The organism is Pedobacter humicola (assembly GCF_056490705.1).
On the sequence record NZ_JBWJIG010000006.1, the window covers coordinates 70,592 to 88,960 of the forward strand.

Genomic DNA, 18,369 nt, shown 5'->3' on the forward strand with positions numbered 1-18,369 from the left:
ACTATTGATCATTGAAAATTGGTCATTGATCTATTCCATTTTCCATCCCCCATCATACATTTTATTCAACCGCCGCTCTGAACATTAAGGCACCAACAGTTAAATTGGTACGGGTATCGACCAAAATGGCAGAACCATTTGCACGGTTATCATCATATAAGTCGAAAGCCAAAGCATCAGCAGTTTTAACAATCACACGCCCGATATCATTCAGTTTAAACTCATCAACAGCGTGTTTTTCGAGCGTATTAATATCCACCTTATGTAATATCTCGCTGATTTTGCAGCGGGTAATTTTACTATTGTGCTGAATATTATACATAATTGATGTATCTAAAGCCCGGGTATCCATCCAGCAAAGATCGGCCTCAATCAATTTTGATTCTTGCGGCAATGCCGAAGCATTTACAATCGTATCACCACGGCTGATATCTACATCATCCTTTAAATGGATAATAACGGATTGACCTGCATGTGCAGCAACAGGGGTTTGGTCAAAAAATTCGATACGCTCAATGGTAGAACTGGCTCCTGAAGGTAATACGGTAACTTTATCGTTCAATTTAAAAGTTCCGCTTAACACTCTTCCAGCGTAACCCCGGTAATCGTGCAATTCTTCCGTTTGTGGACGCACAACCCATTGTACCGGCATACGTGCCAATTGAGATTTATCTAAGTTATCGGTATCAACTTTCTCTAAGAAATGTAACAGACTCTCCCCTTCGTACCAATCCATGTGTTCAGAAGTTTGTACAATATTATCACCTTTCAATGCACTAACCGGGATATAAGTAACATCGGATAATTTTAGCTGTTGGGCCAAAATTTTATACTTTTCGATAATGGCGCTATAAACAGTTTCGCTATAATCAACCATGTCCATTTTATTGATACAAACCACTACGTGTTTAATCCCCAATAAAGAAACAATATAGGAATGACGGATGGTTTGCTCCACCACCCCGTTACGGGCATCGATCAAAATAATAGCCAGGTTCGCTGTAGAAGCACCCGTAACCATATTTCTGGTATATTGAATATGGCCTGGAGTATCTGCTATAATGAACTTCCGTTTTTCGGTCTGAAAGTATTTATAGGCCACATCAATGGTAATCCCCTGTTCGCGCTCTGCTCTTAAACCATCTGTCAAAATGGCTAAATCTATTGTTCCGTCATCATTTTTGCGGTTAGAGCTCTGTAAAGCTTCCAATTGATCAGCTAAAATAGAATCTGTATCGTATAACAAACGGCCGATTAAGGTACTTTTACCATCATCAACACTGCCTGCCGTGAAAAATTTTAATATGTTCATTTTTTTTAGATTTGAGATAATAGATATGAGATATTAGACAGATGCAAGGTTCTCAAATCTCACATCTCAATACTCAAATCTCCCTTAAAAATATCCTCCTTTTTTTCTGTCTTCCATTGCGGCTTCAGAAACTTTATCATCCAAACGGGCGCCACGCTCCGAAATTTTAGAGGCGCTGATTTCCGAAATAATATCATCGATCAAAGTAGCGTCTGATTCTACCGCAGCAGTGCACGACATATCGCCTACTGTACGGAAACGAACCTGTTTACGTTCTACAACATCCTCATCATCCATATTTAAAAATGGAGAAGCAGCCATCAGCTGTCCGTTTCTGGTGATACAATCGCGCTCGTGCGAGAAGTAGATGCTTGGCAGATCTATTTTCTCCCTGCGGATATAGTTCCACACATCAAGCTCCGTCCAGTTACTGATCGGAAATACACGGATATTTTCTCCTTTGTGGATTTTACCATTATAGATGTTCCAAAGTTCTGGGCGCTGGCGTTTCGGATCCCACTGACCGAATTCATCACGAACAGAGAAAATGCGCTCCTTTGCCCTTGCTTTTTCTTCATCTCTGCGGGCACCGCCGATACAGGCGTCAAACTGGTATTTTGCAATAGTATCAAGCAAGGTCACGGTTTGCAAAGCATTTCTACTGGCGTTTTTACCGGTCTGCTCTACAACTTTTCCCTGATCAATAGATTCCTGAACGGAACCGATGATTAATTTTTCGCCGATTCTTTCAACCATCTGATCACGATAGGTAATGGTTTCCTCAAAATTATGCCCTGTATCAATGTGCACCAAAGGAAAAGGAAATTTTCCCGGACGGAAAGCTTTTTCTGCCAAACGAACTAGCGTAATTGAATCCTTTCCCCCTGAAAATAACAGGGCCGGTTTTTCAAACTGCCCGGCTACTTCACGTAAAATATGAATGGCCTCTGCCTCCAGCTCATCTAAATAATCAAAATTATATGTACTCATTATCAAATGTTGAATGATTGAATAATTGAATGTAATCAATATTCAAGGTTATATTTGTTGTTGTTGTTTGCGTCAATACGAGAAGTTTTTTTCAACCGCTCAAGCAATCTACCTTGAATTTCGTAATGACATTTACTTTTATTCTATTTATCAAAAAGACTGCTTCGGCTAGCTCCTACCCAGCCTCGCAATGATGGCTTATGAGCCATCAAGAAGCTGCATGCAAGCCACATTCTTTTTTGCTCTGGTCTTCCCACCACCATCTTCCGGCCCTAAAATCTTCGCCTGGCTGTACTGCTCTTGTACATGGGGCACAACCAATGCTCGGGAAACCTTTATCGTGCAAAGTATTGTAAACAATATTGTTTTCTTTAATGTATGCTTTCACATCCTCTAAAGTCCAATCGAAAATAGGATGGAATTTAATCAGTTGATTGCCTTCGTCCCATTCTAAATCGTGCATATCTTCCCGGTTGGCACTTTGATCGGCCCTGATGCCTGTTACCCAGATTTCATTGCCTTTTAATGCTCTTTTTAAAGGTTCGATTTTACGGATATAACAGCATTCTTTTCTGTTTTCTACCGATTCGTAAAAGCTGCTCGGGCCTTTTGTATTGACCATATCCTGCAATAATTCGTTTTTAGGGTAGTAGGCATGAATCGGTTTGTTATAAATTTCTAAAGTACGGTTCCAAACATAATAGGTTTCCGGGAACAAACGTCCGGTTTCTAAAGTAAAAACCTTAATTGGAATATTATTGGCAAAAATTAAATGGGTAATCGCCTGGTCTTCCCAACCAAAGCTGGTCGAGAATATAATACGGTCGGCATATTGATCTGCCAAAAACTTCAATTTATCAATTGTACTTAAACCTGCCAGTGCTGCTTTTATCTCTTCTAGGTTGTCCATCACTAAATTATTTTAAAATAAACATAATCACACTGCGCAAACTCACGATCATTACGATAATCCCAACAGCCACCATGATAGTTTTTGCCGAAATTTTGTTCGATACTTTTGCTGCAATTGGCGACGCAATGGCGCTACCAATAATTAAGCCTACAACGGCTTCCCAGTGTTTGCCACCTAACATGGTAAAAAATGTTAGCGAGCTTAAAGTGGCAATAAAAAAACGGCTGATTTTTACAGTTCCCAATGAAAACAGGGGGTGTCTGCCTCCAGCAATCAAACTCGATAACACGATCGATCCCCAGCCACCGCCAAATGCTGCATCGATAAAACCACCGACGAAACCCAATAAACCAATTTTCTTGATTTTTTGATCGGCTTTTTTACGTTTGATATTGAAGGCCTTCATTAAGATAATCGCCCCTAAAATTAAGGTATAAACGGCTACGATAGGCTTTACATAGGCACTATAGTGCTCTAATGAAGACAGGATATAAGCGCCTAAAACAGCGCCAACTATTGCAGGAAGAATTAATATTTTAAATAACTTCCAGTTTACGTTGCCCATTCTATAGTGCATCCAGCCAGCTATCCCATTACTCATTACCTCAGAAATGTGGATGGCCATACTTGCCGATGCAGGAGGTAGGCCCATGGCCAGTGAGAAAGAGGCAGTGGTAACACCGTACGACATTCCGATTGCCCCGTCAATGAGTGCGAATAAAAATCCAGCACCTAAAAACCAGTAAAATAATGGATCGATATTGATTAAAAATGCCTGAAATTCCGGTTCAGTATTCCACAAAGAAAAACCGATTGCGCCAATGAGTAAAACGGCAGCAGTCCAGATCAGCCATTTAATATTTCGCTCTGCAAAACTTTTCTTAGGATTAATTAGATTTTGGGTAACCTTATTCAACTTTTTAACCTTCGCCGAAAAGTCGCCGTTTAAGGTCTGCCGCAAAGCACTCATATTCTGTAAGGTTTCATCCAGCTCTGCCGGTAACCCTTCATTTAAAATCTGCTTTAAACGTTTGGCGATAGTGGGAGATTTACCATTTGTAGAAATCGCAATCTTTAAATCACCTTTCTGAACAATCGATCCCAAATAAAAATCGCATAGTTCTGGCTTATCAGCCACATTGATCAACAGGCCACGCTCATGCGTCACCCTTCTGATCTCTTCATTTAAAATGTTGTTATTGGTTGCCGCGAAAACGATATCAATATCGGTTAGATCATCCACATCAAAACTTTTCTGTTTCACTTTGATCAGCGGATAATTGACGATAAGTGCATAAACTTCTGGCGATACGATTTCTGCAACGATGGTAATGGTAGCCTGATGGCTATTATTTACGATTGCCGTTAATTTTTCGAGCCCAATATTCCCTGCTCCAATTAATAATGTACGCAGCTTGTTCAGCTTTACAAAAACTGGAAAGAGCTGGTTACCTTTTTCTTCTTCCGAAAAAGGTGCTGCATTATCAGGTTGGTTAGGCAATACTTGCATATTGTTTAATTAACTTCTTAAATGATGGATGTAATGATACAACTTCTCCAAAAATTAATAAAGCCGGAGCTTTAATATTTTCCTGTCGCACAAAACTTTCTATGGTTTCTACCACACCAACAACCAATCTTTCATCTTCTGCCGATCCGTTCTGAACCACTGCAGTTGGTAAATTCTGTTTGCCTGCCGCTTTAAAAATTTCCACAATTTTCGGCAATTTTTTAAGTCCCATGAGCACTACTACTGTTGCATTTGATTGTGCTGCCTGGTAAATATCCCCCGAAACTTCTCCAGAAGTGGTCGTTCCGGTAATGACCCAAAAACTTTCGCTCATGCCACGGTGCGTAACCGGAATCTGTTGCAAACCGGGTACACCGATCGAACTCGAAATACCAGGAATCACACTTACCGGGATGCTATAAGATGCTGCATAATCCAGCTCTTCATATCCCCTGCCAAAAACAAATGGATCGCCACCTTTTAAACGCACAACATGTCCATAATTTAAGGCATAGTCAATCATTAATTTATTGATGGTATCCTGCGGATAAGAATGCTCACCCGAACGTTTTCCTACATAAACTTTAATGGCTTCTGCCGGGGCATGTTCCAGTAAAGCTTCGTTGGTTAAAGCATCGTACAATACCACATCTGCAGTTTGCAATGCTTTTACACCTTTTAAAGTCAGTAAATCAGGATCGCCTGGACCTGCACCTAAAAGGGTAATTCTTGATTCTATATTTAATTTCTGATCGCTCATCTTTGTATTTAATTTTGAATGACTGAATGAAGAGTTGTTGGCGCATGGCGCTTAGCGTCTGCGGTTCTCAAATCTCATATCTAATCTCATTTCACTAATACGGCCCTTTTCTCCTTAATCTGATTTAAAAATTGATTGGCTTCTTCAAAGTATTTCTGTGCAAATTCGGCTGTTGGTTCGTTTTTATTTATCTGTAAAACCAGGTCAGAGAAATTGGTCGGCAAATTAAATTCGCCAGTTTCAACATAATGGTTATCAAATTCACGGATCACGCCAACTTGCGTGCTGCTGTTTACTCCTTTATCCAACAATAACGATTTTGCGGCGCTTACAAAAGTGCTGTACGTATGGTAAATGGCATCGGCATAAGCTGCTTTATCTAAATTTTGCTTTGCCCAGCCAAATTTTTCATCGGCCTCTAATAACAAAGTAGCTACCAGATCGATTACAACACCAGCACACTCGCCAACACCAATCGCCGTTACAAATTGCTCTACATGCCCCCAATCTACAAATTCTTCAGTTTGCAGGTTGGTCAAATCGGCCAATGGTTTCAACAACTGATAAAAATGGTCTTTGCCTTTTCTATCATAATATTGATGGAAGTTTTCGTCTTCCAGGTTATTGGCTTTAAAATCATTTAAGATGAAATGTAAAACACTGGTTGCTCTTTTCGAAGGTACTTTAATCACACGTTCGGCCACTCTGCCCACACCATTCCCTACCGTTCCACCACCCAACATCACCTGTACAGCCGGAACAACTTTCCCTTCTGCTTTAACCGAACTTCCATGGAAACCAATCTCTGCCAAACCATGCTGACCACAAGAATTCATACAGCCACTGATTTTGATTTTAATGTTTTTCTCATAAATAAATTCAGGGAAATCAGTATAAATCACCTCTTCCAAAACTTCGGCCAAAGTCATTGAATTGGAAATACCAAGATTACAGGTATCGGTACCCGGACAAGTGGTAATATCAGCTAAACTATCAAAACCCGCGGTAGTAAAACCAATTTTATTCAAAGCTGAATATAATGAAGGCAACGCTTCCTTACGGACAAACTTTAACAGCAATCCCTGGTTTTGGGTGATCCTGATTTCATCCGCAACATATAATCTGATAGCATCTACAAAAGCCCTGGCTTTATCCGTTTTGATATCGCCTACCTGAACTTTTACATATACACCATAAAATCCTTCCTGTTTTTGCTCAATTACGTTTGTGGCTAACCAATGTTTGTAATGGCTTTCATTCAATATTTCAACTGCAGGATATTCCTGTTCCAAAGGCAAAAGCGGCTGAGGTACGGTATTGATATCTATTTTAAAGGTTTTTACTTTATTGGCAATGCGCTCTTCGGCAACCAAACGTAAAACTTCTTCCAAGCCCAATTTCTGAACTAAATATTTTAAACGGGCTTTGTTACGGTTGGTCCGTTCGCCATAACGGTCGAACACGCGAAGTACTGATTCAGTAAATGGAATCAGTTGGTCTTCAGGTAAAAATTCGTGAACGGCATTGGCCAAAAACGGCTGAGCGCCCAAACCACCGGCAAACATAACTTTAAACCCTCGTTCACCATTTTCGTTAATTTTTGGAATAAACCCTAAATCGTGAATATAACTAAATGCCGTATCCCTATCGCTCGAAGAAAAGGAGATTTTAATCTTTCTCCCCATTTCCTGACAGATCGGGTTACGCAAAAAGTAAGCGAATACCGCTTGTGCGTAAGGCGAAACATCAAATGGCTCATCAGCGTCGATTCCAGAGTTTGGAGAAGCGGTTACATTACGTACCGTATTTCCACAAGCTTCGCGCAGCGTAATATCATCCTGCTCTAATTTAGCCCAAAGCTCCGGAGTACGGTCTAAACTCACATAGTGGATCTGAATATCCTGACGTGTGGTTAAGTGTAAGTTTCCACTTCCATACTCATCAGCGATATCGGCAATACGCAATAGCTGTTTAAAAGTAACCTTACCAAAAGGTAATTTAATGCGCACCATTTGTACGCCAGGCTGTCTCTGTCCGTAAACACCACGGGCTAAACGGAGGCTTCTAAACTTTTCATCGTGGATGGTACCATCTCTAAAAGCTTTAATCTTATTCTCTAAATCGATAATGTCCTGCTCGACAATCGGATTTTCGAGTTCTGTTCTGAAACTTTGCATATGTGTTGTTAGCTTTATTCAAAAAATGCTTCCCTGTTACCGAGAAGCATTCAATATTTTATACATAAAATTATCTGTAGGCTCCTATTATTGCGTTTTACAACAGCACATCATTTGCATAGTGATAAATTGATTAGGTATAAAATTGAAGTTCATACGCCAAATATATAAAGTATATAGAAATAGTCGTAATTTATTATAAAAAAATTTACTCTATTTTGTTAAAACTTTGCTGGGTTTTCTTTTTTAGCTTCATCCTGAACATGTTTCAGGATCTATTTCGTACCTCTGGTTTAATAACTGAAGATTGCCAATTGATTTCGGCGTTACCCTGGGGGTCGGGCCTTGCAGGGCTGCGCTGCGCTCCGGTACCGATGAAAGATCGGTACTGAACCCTTATAATCCCTAACGCGGAGTTATCGCGTATCATCCGACTTCATAAAAAACAGCCCTCGTTTGCAATGAAGATTTGTGAGGCGTGTATTTTTAATGCATTTATAAATTAACAGTGGCGATAAATCGCCTCTCTCACCTATCCTCGTTGCAAACGAGGACAACAGTTTATGCTTAAAATAAAATTTATAAATTAATAACCCCGATTTTCAGGTTATCTTCCCTACCGATCACATCTGCAATGCTTGTTTCGGTTAAAACCTTAAGCGTAGCATCTCTCACATCGATAAATGCACTCCTGATTCCGCAGGTTTTCTCGTCTACACATTCATCACATTTGTGGTAAAAATTTAAACTTGCACAGGGAACCATTGCGATTGGGCCATCGGTAACACGCATTACGTGAACCAATAAAATCTCTTCTGGTTTTTTGTTGAGACTATAACCGCCGCCTGCGCCTTTTTTACTGTATAAAAAGCCAGCATTACGCAGATCGAGCAGAATTTGCTCTAAGAATTTTTTCGGGATATGCTCCTCCTCAGCGATTTTCGAAATCTGCATTGGTGGTTTATCTAAATTTTTACCAAGCGCAACAAGCGCTTTTATGGCATATTTTGTTTTTTTGGACAGCATATTCGCACAAAGCTAATAAAAGAAAGTAAATTATAAAATATGCAACAGGAAGTTGATTTTAATTCAACAAACTATCATATTGATAAATATAACGCATAATAACGATAATTGCTTTAATCAAATGAGCGTAAAAATAATTGGCAACCGTAACAGTAGCTTGTAACCAGCGTTTAAATTCTATTTTTACCCTATATTCTGATTACAGATTTTTAACATGAGAAGAAAACTCAATCTCTTGCCGCTTATTATAGTTGCAATTATATTTTTTACCCTAAATGCCTATGTTTTATCGGGCCTGGGCACCCTTAATCAATCTACCTGGCTCAGTCCTATTTTCTGGGTGTTTATGGTAGGCCTCACTTTCGCATTATTGTATGCTATCCAGCAAATGCGGATTCAGGGCATCAATAAATTCTTCCAGATCGTCAGTCATGCCTTTTTGATCATTTTTGCAGCAGAAATTGTATTTGCGTTTTTTCTGCTCCTCGGCGATATTTACCGCTTGCTGCTGGGTTTAGCGACTAACTTTGAGCCTGGAGGGTTCCATATTGCAGGCCGTAGCAATTACTGGGTAAATTTTGCTTTTTTGATGTTCTGTTTAACCATTGCTCTATTCGCATATGGCATTACCCAGGGGAAGTATGCCTACCGTGTGATTAAGCATACTTTGTATTTTGATGATCTGCCAGCCAGTTTTGATGGTTTTACCTTAACACAAATCTCTGATGTACACGCCGGAAGTTTTACCAATCCTAAAGCGGTACAAAAAGGTATCGACATGATCAATGCCCAAAAAAGTGATCTGTTTGTTTTTACTGGTGATCTGGTGAATAATGCTTCTTCGGAAATTGTGCCTTATATCGGCCACTTTTCGCAAATTAAAGCACCATTTGGACAATTTTCAATTTTGGGCAATCACGATTATGGCGACTATATCATGTGGCCAACCGAAGCAGATAAAATACAGAACTTGAATCAACTGAAAGCTTACCATAAAGAACTTGGCTTTAAACTGTTGTTAGACGAACATGTTGAATTGCACAAAAACGGGGAAAAAATTATACTCGCCGGGATCGAAAACTGGGGAGTTGGATTTGGAGAACGTGGTGATTTAAACAAAGCGCTACAAAATACTTCAGTGAATGATTTCAAAATTCTTTTATCACACGATCCTTCTCACTGGGATGCGCAGGTAAAAAACTATCCTTCAAAAATTCAGCTGTCGCTGGCCGGACATACCCACGGTATGCAGTTTGGCATAGAAGCTTTTGGTATTAAATGGAGTCCGGTAAAATATCGCTACACACACTGGGCGGGCATTAAAACCGAAAACGGCAGATATTTAAATGTAAACCGCGGTTTTGGTTTCCTTGGCTTTTCGGGCCGGATTGGGATCTGGCCGGAGATTACGGTGATAGAATTGAAAAGGAAGTAAAAATCGTCATTGCCTACTATTCTTTCTAACAAAAAGGTCGTCATCTCGACTGAAACGCAGTGGAATGGAGAGATCTACCTAGATAGATTTCTCGACTTCGTTGCACTTCGCTCGAAATGACGACCTATAAGAGCAAAGTTAATAATTAAGCGTATACGTTAAATTATACGTACGCCCACGGCCGGCATAATAAAAAGTTTCCTTTTTAGCCAGGGCTTGGTACAAATACTGCGAACGTTGACTCCAAACGGTTTGATAGTTTTTGTTCAGCAGGTTTTGTACACCAAATGATAGGCTTCCGGTAAATAACTTAACCGATCCCAATACATCTACGGTAGTAAAGCCTTTTATTTCATATTCTACCGGTTTAGTCTGTACAACTGAAATACCCTTAGCATCAAACGAGTGGAAAATCTGAGCTTTTAGTCCAAATATTTTACGGTTATATCCGAGGTAACCCGTCAATTTTGAAGGACTGGCAACAGTTACATCCTGTAGCGACCAGGTACCGTCGGTATTTTGTTTCTGCGTTTTGATATATAAACCACTTGCTCCCGCTTCGAAACCATTTTTTAGGTTTAATGACAATGAACCCTCAGCACCCAAGTTTCTTACATTTTCATCATATACCTCAATGTTAAATGTGCTGTTGGTTCTTACGTTTTTATCCGATAAGGCATAAAAAGCGGCTACCTGTGCATTAAATACACCTGTACGGTAACGGTAACCTGCTTCGTACTGTTCTGTTTTGATACCCGTTAAAGGAGAACCTCCAACATTAATCGAATTACCTAAATTCCAGTTTGTGCCAGCCAGAGTGTAGGTACCCTGCCCATAATATTTAGCCGGATCGGCCAGGTTAAATCCTTGAGAGAAGTTGAACCAAGCCTGTTGAGGTGCACTGATTTTAAATACCAAACCACCGTTTAGTAAGTTTACATCATAATGGTTTTCTCCTCCAGCAATGGCCGTTGCCGTTTTACCTACTCCATAGGCCAAAGGAACGGCAGCGGTTGTACCCACAAAATCGCCAACCTTAACAAACATGCGTTGCTGACGGACACCTCCTGATAAGGTTAAAAAATCAGCTACCTTAACCTGGGCCTGTAAAAAACCAGATAAGCCATTTACCCTAAAGTTCGGATAACGGGCGATGGTAGCTACTGTAGTATTGTTTAAACCACCAGAAGTAAAGGCTTTTGATCGATCAAACAGAGCTTGTTGCGCGTTAAAGTTTTCGTTATCGGCATCAATGCCATAAGTCAGGTTCAACCGGTTCCAATCTTTGTTCAATACCAGTTTTAAAGCACTATAATTTGTATTTTGGATCGACGATCCGCTGTAAAGCGCACCAGGTAGTAAAGCCTGCCCAGGAAATGGGTGAAAGCTGAACTGTTCGTTTCGGGCAGCAGCCTGAACATAAAGCGTTTGTCCGCCTAAAATATCGCTGGCCTGGTAATTCGCATTGATATTGGCCCTGCTTGTTTTCGGATCTACGTCTGACGAATAGCCATTTCTCATTTCCAAAAGATTAGCATTTGATAACAAACCTGCATAATTTGTTCCTAAAAATAAATCTTTATCACCACGGTAGCCTGAATTGTAGTATTGTGCGTTTACAGACAATTTTTGGTATTCAGTCAGTTTAAATTCGGTACTTCCAAAAAAATCGAACGATTGGTTATACTGTAAATCGGTTTGGGTGATATCCGTAAAAATCTGCTTTCCATCTGCGCCATAAGCTGCATTGTTTTTTTGAAAAGCCATACCGATACGGCCGTTCCAATCTTTGCTCCCGCCCGAAATGGCCTGCGCCACACGTACATCATGATCGCTTTTTTCTTTCAAACCGCTCCGCACACCAACTTCTGTAGTGAAACTTGGCTGACTGTCCTGACCTTTTTTAGTGATGATGTTGATGATACCACCAGTTGCGCCACCACCATAAACAGCACTTGCACCAGATAACACCTCGATACGCTCGATGTTGAAAGGATCAATCGATTCGAACTGACGGCTTACGCCACGGGTACTGTTTAACGACACCCCATCAATCATCACCAAGGCATCTCTACCACGTTGATTTTGACCATAGTTGGTACGTCCTTCCGGCCCAGCATCCAAACTTGGGATCAGTTGTGCCAGGGTTTGTTTTAAAGGAATACCTGCCCTGGCCTGTTCCTGGATTTTAGCACCATCCACTACCCAAACCGTACCTGGTATTTCGCTGATTTTAGTCGGCTTACGTGACGATACCACTACTACCTCCTGCATATTTGATGTAGGACTTAGATTGATGGTTAAATTAACCGTCTGATCTTTGGCCAGATTTACCTTTTGCAATACCGTAGTATAACCAACATAACTCACCTGTAATTTGTAAGTTCCTTCTGATAATTTCAATTCGAAGCTACCATCAGCGCTTGTTGTAGCTGAGGCATTTTTACCCTCCACCTTGATATTTGCTCCCGCGAGTGGAGCCGTTTCTCCGATTACCTTTCCGGTAACAGTTTGTGCCTTACCTGTAAAGATAAACACACAGATTAAGATTGCAATTAAGTATAGATTTTTCATCAATGATTATTATTTTTTTCGCAAAGCAATCATTTATTTAGATCAAATCCAAATAAAATTAATTAAAAATTTATATTAGTGCAGGTTAAAATATTTAATAACTAATTCATAATACACTTATTAACAATATGTTAAAAATATTTTAAATATTATTTTTAATCAATCTAAATAAAAATATACCTTAGCAGTCGGAATTATCATTAAAAAATAGCTCCCTTAAATCGCTCCGCTAACCAATTAATGAATAAAAAATATCGGCTTAAAATGCCTGGTATTTTATTGCCTTTTACCAATAAACTTTTTGAAAAATTGAGAAACTAATGTTTACATCAAACCTAGAAAAACATGAATTAATCGATTTCCTCACGGAAAGTCCGACGAAGGAAATCTTTCACCACGAAAACGAACAAGAATACCTGCATGCCGTGGGAAAAGTTACCCAGGCAGTTAAGAAATTCTTGAACAAAAACCAACAGCCCTTCAGCGGTGTGTCGCCCGCCCAGTTAAAACCATTGTTCGATGTGGTTGAATTTGAAAAAACGCACGACAATTATGATGCATTGCTTAAAGAGGTTGAGCAGCTTTACACCAACCATGCGGTTGCATTCCACCATCCCGCCTATATTGCCCACTTAAACTGCCCGGTTGTGATTCCGGCCGTAGCTGCCGAGGTGATGATTTCGGCCATTAACTCATCGATCGATACCTGGGACCAAAGTGCCGGCGGTACAATGATCGAACAAAAACTGATCGAGTGGACCTGCGACCAGATCGGTTACAGCAAAATTGCTGACGGCATTTTTACCAGTGGAGGTACCCAAAGTAATTTGATGGGACTTTTATTGGCCCGAGATCATTATGCGATTACAGCCCTTAACCACAACATCAAAGTAAATGGTCTTCCTCATGAGGCCTCCCGCTTCAGGATTTTTGTTTCTGAAAAAGCGCATTTCAGCATTCAGAAAAATGCTTCACTTCTAGGTTTAGGCGAAAAATCAGTGATCAAAATCAAAACCGACCGCAGTTTTAGGATGAATACCGTTTTACTGGAAGATGCCATTAAACGGGAAATTGCCCAGGGCAATATTCCTATTGCAATAGTGGGCACCGCTGGCACAACCGATTTCGGAAATGTTGATCCATTAAAAGAACTGGCTTTCATCAGCAAAAAATATAATACCTGGTTTCACATCGACGCGGCATACGGATGCGGATTATTGTTGACGGATAAATACCGGAGCCTGCTTAATGGTATCGAACTGGCGCATTCTGTTACGGTAGATTATCATAAATCTTTTTTCCAGCCCGTAAGCAGCAGTGGTTTTCTAGTCCGGGATAAAAACTTTTTTAACCTGATTACGCACCATGCAGATTACTTAAATCCGAAAGATCATGATGAAGATGGCTTACCCAATCAGGTGAACAAATCGATCCAGACCACCCGCCGGTTTGATGCTCTAAAACTCTGGTTTACGCTCAGGATGATGGGCCGGAACAAACTAGGAGGCTATTTTGATACGATTATCGAAACCGCAGCCAAAATTGCAGACCTGTTACATTTCGACAGTGATTTTGAGCTGATGAACGAATCAGATATCAGTGCACTGGTTTTCCGCTACCGGCCAAAAAATGTGCGTTTAGATATCTGTTCCATGAATCAGTACATTAAAAAAGCCATGTTTAACCAAGGAAAGGCTTTGGTTGCCGGTACCAAGATTAACCAGCAATTCTATCTCAAATTTACCCTACTTAACCCGCTAACTACCATCAGCGATATTGAAAACATCATTAAAATCATTAAAAAACATGGAAACGAATACGTTAGACTCAACCAAGCTTCTGCAGATTTCAGAAGAAACTAACTTTAATGCCCTCTTAAACAGCTATTGCAGAGAATTTACCAACTGGAGCCGCTATGTAGGCATCCCGAAATACGACGAGTCTTTAGCGAATTATCTTTTTACCACAACCGATCGTTTACACCTTAGGTTCGATTTTACCACCATTGGTTTCGAAGTATATGCACCTTTAAAATTTTATGCCGATAGTGGCCGGCACGTATTCAATTTCCCTGTTATTGAAAGAAATGTTGATACAGATACCATCAATTCCATCAGTATTTACCGGTTTATGGAACTGGCGATTCAGTTCAGCGCAGAAGAATTCCCGGATGTTGATGCCAACCTGGTAAAACAGCGTTTGGCCAATAGTGTAGAAAACCTAGAAGCATTTTTATCCTTCTTTAAACAAAATGGCAAGCCTGCAAATTTTGCCAAAATGAGCTTCATTGAAGCAGAACAATCTTTATTTTTAGGCCACAATGCCCATCCCCTACCGAAAGGGAGGTTAGGTTTTAACAGTAAGGAAGAACTTTTTAAATTTTCACCAGAAACGCAGGGCCGCTTTCAAATTGCCTATTTTTTGATCTCCGCTGATAATATCGTAGAAAAAAATGCAGAAGGTTTTGATATGACTGATCTTTTCAGGATTGAACTTTTAGAGAGGGGAAATACGGAGACCATTGCTTTACTAGATCAACATCCTAAGCATAAGGTAGTACCCATGCACCCTTGGGAGGCAGATTATTTGCTTACTTTACCGGCGGTAAAAGCCATGGAAGATGAAAATTTATTGTTCTATTTAGGCCATTTTGGAGAATATTATACCCCAACCTCATCAGTAAGAACAGTTTACAATGTATTGAGCGATTGGATGTTAAAATTCTCCCTACATGTAAAAATAACCAACTCAGAAAGGGTTAACCTGGTGAGAGAGCTTCACCGGGGTTACGATGTGAGCAAACTGTTAAAAACTGAATACGGCAAGGCAGCCAAAGCCGAATTCCCCGAAATTGAATTTATTACCGACCCTGCATTTATCACCGTTAATTACAAAGGCGAAACCATTGATGGCTTTAACATCAGCATCCGGCATAATCCATTTAAAGGCGAGGGAGCAGAAAAAAATGTAAGCTTATTGGCTGCACTTTGCCAGGATGGATTATCGGGCCAAAAACCCAGAATTGTACATGTAATAGAGGAAGCATCGATCAGTAAAAATAAAACAGTTGCGCATACTGCAGTAAACTGGTTTAAACAATACCTGCATCTTTGCGTGGCGCCAATTGTTGGCCTATATAATAATTTTGGGATGGCATTTGAGTTCCATCAGCAAAATGTGATCTTAGAGCTGGATAAAGATTTTTATCCAGCTAAATTTTATTTCAGGGATAACCAGGGTTATTTTTTTAGTGATGCAAAAGCTGAGGCACTTAGAGCAGTTTATCCAGGCATCGCCGCGGAAAGCGGATCGATTGTACCCAACGCATACATTATTCCTAAACTCACCTATTACCTGCTTATCAACAATATATTAGGTATTGTAAATGCCATTGCGAGCAATGATTTGGCAGATGAAAAAACATTGATCGATCTGGTTTACCTGGAATTTAAACAATTCGAAAACAGTGATACCACAGGCCTTGTAGATTATATTATCAATCGCCGAAGCTGGGAAGTTAAAGGAAATTTATTGACCAATCTTTGCAATATCGATGAAGCCAGTGCCCCGATCGATAATCCGGCTATTTACCGGGAGTTTCCGAATCCCTTGCCGAAGTATTTCTTCTCCGAAAACCTGATCAAGCCGCAAACCAAAGAAGCGTTATACAGCAGGTTTTTTCCAAAAGAAAATGTAACGATCAATATCCGTCCCTTTAATATTGAGCGCGATCTGGAAATGGTTCACGATTGGTTTAACCAGGAACATGCCAAACCGATCTGGAAAATGGATGGCCCAATTAAAGGGCTGGAATTATTTTACAGGACTTTATTACCAGGCGATTCATCACACAGTTTTATAGGCGAAATAAATGGCGAACCAACCTTTACCATCGAACCTTATTGGCCCATGCGCGATGGTGTAGGTGCTTGTTACGAGGCTTTAACGACTGATTATGGTGCCCACTTACTCATTGCCCCTACAGACAAGGATAAAAAATTCAGTTTTGAAACCGGACAGGCTCTAATGGATTTCATTTTTGAACAGCCCGAAGTGGGTAAATGCATTGGCGAAGCAGCCGTGGAGAGCCGTGCGATGCACATTTTTGTTACACGATTGGGCTTCAAATTGGAAAAAGTGATCCAGATGCCTTATAAAATGGCCAACCTTACCTTTTGCTACCGCGATTGGTACTGGGATAAATTTCCCGAAGCTAAGGCGCATGCCATGATGAAGTTAGCACAATTTGAAACGGAGGAAATATAAATGCAGAACCAAAAAATATACGACATTGTAGGGATTGGCATAGGCCCATTTAATTTGGGTCTGGCAGCCCTATGTGCACCAATAAATAGCTTATCCACTATATTTTTGGATCAGTCAAGTGAATTTAACTGGCACCCAGGCATGATGTTAAGTGATGCTACTCTACAGGTTCCCTTTATGGCCGATCTGGTTACCATGGCCGATCCAACAAGTTCATACAGCTTTTTAAACTATTTAAAGCAGACTGACCGCCTTTACAAATTTTATATCCGCGAAGATTTTTTTGTGCTGCGCAAAGAGTATAACGCCTATTGTAAATGGGCCATAACCCATCTGCAAAACTGTAAATTCGGTCAAAAGGTTAACACCGTAAATTATGTCGATGGCCTTTATCAGATAGAAAAAGTTGACCAGGTATCTGGAGCAAGCGAAACCATCTTAACGAAGAAAATTGTGCTTGGCACTGGAACTGCACCAAAAGTACCCAACTTTATTGCGCCTGCCGTTCATAAAAACGCGATACACTCTTCTGAATATTTAAAGTTTAAGCCTACTTTACTGAAGCAAAAAACAGTAACGGTTATCGGTTCAGGACAAAGTGCTGCCGAAATTTTCTACGATCTTTTGCCTGAAACGGAGAATGGTTTAAAATTGAAGTGGTTTACCCGGCCTGACCGGTTTTTTCCGATGGAATATTCGAAATTAACCCTGGAACTGACCTCGCCAGAGTATGTAGATCACTTTTACAATTTGAGCGATGCCAAACGTAAACAACTCTTAAGCAAGCAAAATTCGTTGTTTAAAGGCATAAATTTCGAACTAATTAACCAGATTTTCGATAAACTTTACGAATTGAGTGTTGATAATGAAAAAATCAATGCCGAATTGATGCCCAACTGCCAGCTGAATAATTTAACGGTAAAGGCTGATGGAAAATATCAACTCGATTTTTACCATACCGAAAGCGAAAAGGATTTTACCGTTGATACAGATTTTGTGGTGTTGGCTACAGGCTATAAATACAATGAACCAGGCTTTCTATCGGGAATTTCTGACCGGATAGCGCGCAACAACGACGGACTTTTTCAGGTACACCGCAATTATGCCATAGATGTAAACGGGAACGAAATTTTTGTTCAAAACGCCGAACTGCATACCCATGGTTTTGTAACACCCGACCTGGGTATGGGGGCTTACCGCAATGCATCCATTATCAATGCCATTTTGGGTTTTGAAATCTACCATGTGGAAAAACGGATTGCCTTTCAGCAGTTTAGTGTCGTAGATGAAATACAGGAAAATCAATTGTCTAACGCTGAACTGCAATTATCTGAAGATTAAACTGCTGGTACGGGGCTGGATTTGTAATCCAGAGTACTGAAAAGCGGATTTGCAATCCAGAGTAC

Annotated in this window: 12 protein-coding genes; 4 read left to right on the forward strand and 8 right to left on the reverse strand. The window is 40.2% G+C overall.

The annotated features are described in order from the left end of the window. Positions 1 to 61: 61 nt before the first annotated feature. The 7 genes from AC04Q1_RS11640 to AC04Q1_RS11670 form a co-directional block, all read right to left on the reverse strand. Positions 62 to 1,312 carry a sulfate adenylyltransferase subunit 1 gene (locus AC04Q1_RS11640; protein ID WP_478364762.1) on the reverse strand — a complete coding sequence of 417 codons (1,251 nt, stop codon included), beginning with the start codon at positions 1,310 to 1,312 and terminating at the stop codon, positions 62 to 64. An 84-nt stretch (positions 1,313 to 1,396) separates the two neighbouring features. After that, entirely contained in the window at positions 1,397 to 2,302 is a 906-nt protein-coding gene (cysD, locus tag AC04Q1_RS11645; RefSeq protein ID WP_025142980.1) for a sulfate adenylyltransferase subunit CysD, read from the reverse strand. A gap of 208 nt (positions 2,303 to 2,510) precedes the next feature. After that, positions 2,511 to 3,212, reverse strand: a complete 702-nt coding sequence (locus AC04Q1_RS11650) for a phosphoadenylyl-sulfate reductase (protein ID WP_478364764.1) — start codon at positions 3,210 to 3,212, stop codon at positions 2,511 to 2,513. Between the two features lie 7 nt (positions 3,213 to 3,219). After that, positions 3,220 to 4,725, reverse strand: coding sequence for a TSUP family transporter (locus AC04Q1_RS11655; RefSeq protein WP_478364765.1), 1,506 nt, complete (start codon positions 4,723 to 4,725; stop codon positions 3,220 to 3,222). Beyond that, a complete protein-coding gene (cobA, locus tag AC04Q1_RS11660) occupies positions 4,709 to 5,485 on the reverse strand; it encodes a uroporphyrinogen-III C-methyltransferase (RefSeq protein WP_478364767.1) in 777 nt (258 codons plus the stop codon). Before cobA ends, AC04Q1_RS11655 begins: the two co-directional genes overlap by 17 nt. Before the next feature lie 86 nt (positions 5,486 to 5,571). Then, the gene (locus AC04Q1_RS11665; protein ID WP_478364769.1) at positions 5,572 to 7,662 is read right to left on the reverse strand and encodes a nitrite reductase; all 2,091 of its coding nucleotides are present in this window, start codon (positions 7,660 to 7,662) and stop codon (positions 5,572 to 5,574) included. 579 nt (positions 7,663 to 8,241) lie between these two features. Then, the gene (locus AC04Q1_RS11670; protein WP_086545362.1) at positions 8,242 to 8,688 is read right to left on the reverse strand and encodes an RrF2 family transcriptional regulator; all 447 of its coding nucleotides are present in this window, start codon (positions 8,686 to 8,688) and stop codon (positions 8,242 to 8,244) included. Between the two features lie 214 nt (positions 8,689 to 8,902). Here AC04Q1_RS11670 and AC04Q1_RS11675 point away from each other — a divergent pair, with 214 nt between their 5' ends. Next, complete coding sequence (locus AC04Q1_RS11675) at positions 8,903 to 10,123, forward strand: metallophosphoesterase (protein WP_478364771.1); 1,221 nt, start codon at positions 8,903 to 8,905, stop codon at positions 10,121 to 10,123. Between the two features lie 138 nt (positions 10,124 to 10,261). Here the strand turns inward: AC04Q1_RS11675 and AC04Q1_RS11680 are convergent, their stop codons facing one another. Then, positions 10,262 to 12,697, reverse strand: a complete 2,436-nt coding sequence (locus tag AC04Q1_RS11680; RefSeq protein WP_478364773.1) for a TonB-dependent receptor — start codon at positions 12,695 to 12,697, stop codon at positions 10,262 to 10,264. 320 nt (positions 12,698 to 13,017) lie between these two features. On the opposite strand from AC04Q1_RS11680, the gene AC04Q1_RS11685 reads away from it, so the two are divergent. The 3 genes from AC04Q1_RS11685 to AC04Q1_RS11695 are packed head-to-tail and all read left to right on the forward strand — an operon-like array spanning position 13,018 to position 18,304. After that, positions 13,018 to 14,559 (forward strand): pyridoxal phosphate-dependent decarboxylase family protein, encoded by a 1,542-nt coding sequence (locus tag AC04Q1_RS11685; RefSeq protein ID WP_478364775.1) that lies wholly within the window; start codon positions 13,018 to 13,020, stop codon positions 14,557 to 14,559. Further along, on the forward strand, positions 14,504 to 16,963 hold the full coding sequence (locus AC04Q1_RS11690) for a GNAT family N-acetyltransferase (protein ID WP_478364777.1): 2,460 nt from the start codon (positions 14,504 to 14,506) through the stop codon (positions 16,961 to 16,963). The genes AC04Q1_RS11685 and AC04Q1_RS11690 overlap by 56 nt, the downstream gene beginning before the upstream one ends. Then, positions 16,964 to 18,304: a lysine N(6)-hydroxylase/L-ornithine N(5)-oxygenase family protein gene (locus AC04Q1_RS11695; protein ID WP_478364779.1), complete on the forward strand. Its 1,341-nt coding sequence runs from the start codon at positions 16,964 to 16,966 to the stop codon at positions 18,302 to 18,304. Positions 18,305 to 18,369 lie beyond the last annotated feature (65 nt).

What these genes read in the sequence shown, in the direction of transcription:
- cysD (WP_025142980.1), bottom strand. Translation starts at nt 2,302, where the DNA reads ATGAGTACATATAATTTTGATTATTTAGATGAGCTGGAGGCAGAGGCC.
- AC04Q1_RS11690 (WP_478364777.1), top strand. Translation starts at nt 14,504, where the DNA reads ATGGAAACGAATACGTTAGACTCAACCAAGCTTCTGCAGATTTCAGAA.
- AC04Q1_RS11680 (WP_478364773.1), bottom strand. Translation starts at nt 12,697, where the DNA reads ATGAAAAATCTATACTTAATTGCAATCTTAATCTGTGTGTTTATCTTT.
- AC04Q1_RS11695 (WP_478364779.1), top strand. Translation starts at nt 16,964, where the DNA reads ATGCAGAACCAAAAAATATACGACATTGTAGGGATTGGCATAGGCCCA.
- AC04Q1_RS11685 (WP_478364775.1), top strand. Translation starts at nt 13,018, where the DNA reads ATGTTTACATCAAACCTAGAAAAACATGAATTAATCGATTTCCTCACG.
- AC04Q1_RS11665 (WP_478364769.1), bottom strand. Translation starts at nt 7,662, where the DNA reads ATGCAAAGTTTCAGAACAGAACTCGAAAATCCGATTGTCGAGCAGGAC.
- AC04Q1_RS11675 (WP_478364771.1), top strand. Translation starts at nt 8,903, where the DNA reads ATGAGAAGAAAACTCAATCTCTTGCCGCTTATTATAGTTGCAATTATA.
- AC04Q1_RS11655 (WP_478364765.1), bottom strand. Translation starts at nt 4,725, where the DNA reads ATGCAAGTATTGCCTAACCAACCTGATAATGCAGCACCTTTTTCGGAA.
- AC04Q1_RS11650 (WP_478364764.1), bottom strand. Translation starts at nt 3,212, where the DNA reads ATGGACAACCTAGAAGAGATAAAAGCAGCACTGGCAGGTTTAAGTACA.
- cobA (WP_478364767.1), bottom strand. Translation starts at nt 5,485, where the DNA reads ATGAGCGATCAGAAATTAAATATAGAATCAAGAATTACCCTTTTAGGT.
- AC04Q1_RS11670 (WP_086545362.1), bottom strand. Translation starts at nt 8,688, where the DNA reads ATGCTGTCCAAAAAAACAAAATATGCCATAAAAGCGCTTGTTGCGCTT.
- AC04Q1_RS11640 (WP_478364762.1), bottom strand. Translation starts at nt 1,312, where the DNA reads ATGAACATATTAAAATTTTTCACGGCAGGCAGTGTTGATGATGGTAAA.